This window comes from Acidovorax sp. HMWF018 (genome assembly GCF_003061035.1).
Classification (GTDB): Bacteria; Pseudomonadota; Gammaproteobacteria; order Burkholderiales; family Burkholderiaceae_C; genus Acidovorax; species Acidovorax delafieldii.
In genome coordinates this window covers 1-1,916 of record NZ_QAIM01000607.1, presented here as the reverse complement: position 1 = coordinate 1,916, position 1,916 = coordinate 1, and the positions used below count along the sequence as shown (strand labels likewise).

At 66.4% G+C, this 1,916-nt stretch carries 2 protein-coding genes; both read right to left on the bottom strand.

Going from position 1 to position 1,916, the window contains the following annotated elements; translation table 11 throughout:
* Positions 1–71: 71 nt before the first annotated feature.
* Positions 72–923, bottom strand: a complete 852-nt coding sequence (gene phnC / locus DBR23_RS25915; RefSeq protein WP_108500007.1) for a phosphonate ABC transporter ATP-binding protein — start codon at positions 921–923, stop codon at positions 72–74.
* A 111-nt stretch (positions 924–1,034) separates the two neighbouring features.
* Positions 1,035–1,916 (bottom strand): alpha-D-ribose 1-methylphosphonate 5-triphosphate diphosphatase (locus DBR23_RS25910; protein WP_108500006.1); only part of this gene is annotated, 882 nt, incomplete at its 5' end.

Genomic DNA, 1,916 nt, shown 5'->3' with positions numbered 1-1,916 from the left:
CACAGTTTCTTGAACATGTTGAAAACTCCAGAGAAAGGAATTGAAAAGAAACAAAAGACCGTTCAGGCGGCCTAGACCATGGCGGGCGTCCACTGCGGGACGGGTGTTGGGGCATGCACGGGTGCTGGTGGGGCACCCGCTGCATCCGACAGAATTTCGTCGGCGTGCACGCCATAGAGGCTGCGCAGCAGTGCGGGCGTGAGGGCCGCCGATGGGCCGTCGTACACCACCTGGCCGTGGTGCAACGCCACCACGCGGGGGCAGTATTTGATGGCCACATCTACCTGGTGCAGCGACACGATGACGGTGCAGCGGTCCTCGCGGTTGATGCGGGCCAGGATGTCCATGACCTTGCGCGAGGACTCCGGGTCGAGCGACGCGATGGGCTCGTCGGCCAGCACCACCTTGGCGCCCTGCACCAGCGTGCGGGCAATGGCCGCGCGCTGCTGCTGCCCGCCGGACAGGGTGGAAGCACGTTGTGCATGGCATTCGGCAATGCCCACGCGGTGGAGCGCTTCCAGCGCCAGTGCGCGCTCCTGCGGCTTGAACATGCGCAGCCAGCCGCGCCACCAGGGCGTGCGGTGCAGCAGGCCCACCAGCACATTCATCAACACCGGCAAGCGGTCCACCAGGTTGAACTGCTGGAACACAAAGCCCACCTGCGAACGCACCTTGCGGATGTCGCTGTGGATGCGCCCACCCTGCTGCACGCAGCGACCATCCACCTCGATCAGCGAATCGCTGGCCGCATCGGCCATCACCAGGCCCGCCACATGGCGCAGCAGGGTGGACTTGCCCGAGCCCGATGCACCAATCAGCGCCACCATCTCGCCGCGCTGCACGGTGAGGTTGATGTCGCGCAGGGCGTGTTTGCCGTTGGCGAAATGCTTGTTCAGTTGGTGGATGTGCAGTGCGGCGGTCATGGCAGCCTCCTGGGGGTTAAGTCGTCTAGACAACCGGAGTGTGGTAGTGGGGCGTGACAGTGCTTTGACAGTTGGGAGAAGTTTGGATGTCAGGAAAGACTTGCACGCGCTCTAAAGGACGCGCTGCCCTTCGCGCCACACCCCACGCACCACGGCCTGGCGGCCGCCATCGGGCAGCTCGGCCATGTGCACCTGCACCAAGTCGGCGCGCAGGCCGGGCGCCAGCGCGCCCCGATCCAGCATGCCCGCCGCCTTGGCCGGGTTGCGGGTGACGGTGGCCACGGCCTGTGGCAGGGGCAGGATGTCGTCCTGTACCAGCCGCATCACCGCGCTCAGCAGACTGCCGGGCACATAGTCGGACGAGAGGATGTCCAAGAGCCCCCTGCGCGCCAAGTCGGCCGCCGCCACGTTGCCCGAATGCGAACCACCGCGCACCACGTTGGGCCCGCCCATCACGGTGAGCAGCCCCCGCTCATGCGCAGCCTGGGCTGCGGCCAGTGTGGTCGGGAACTCCGACATCGCGGCCCCTTCGGCATGGGCCTGCTCCACATGGGCCACCGTGGTGTCGTCGTGGCTGGCCAGCGAGATGCCGTGTGTGCGGCAGTAATCCACAAAGTACGCACGGTGTGGCTCGGCATACTGCGCCTGCAGCGTGGCCGCGTGCGCCACCTGGCGCTCGAATTTCTCGGCGCTCCAGCCCTTCTTGCCGGTGTAGTAGGTGCGCGCCTGCTCGATGTTCTCCCACTGGCGCTGACCTGGGGTGTGGTCCATCAGCGAGATCAACGACAGGCGCGGGTGCCCGTGGAAGGGCTCGAACAGGTCGATGGTGTTGGGCGCAGGCAGCTCGCAGCGCACATGCAGGTGGTGGTCGGCCCGCAGCAGGTTGCGCTCGGTGCAGGTATCGATAGTGTCGAGCACGCGGTTCCAGGCGCTGCCGCGCAGGCTGTCCATATCGGCCTCGCCCACGCCCAGCGCATCCAGCACCGTGGTGAT

Bases quoted from the DNA above. Each gene is read 5' to 3' on its own strand.
- phnC (WP_108500007.1), bottom strand. From the start codon at position 923: ATGACCGCCGCACTGCACATCCACCAACTGAACAAGCATTTCGCCAAC.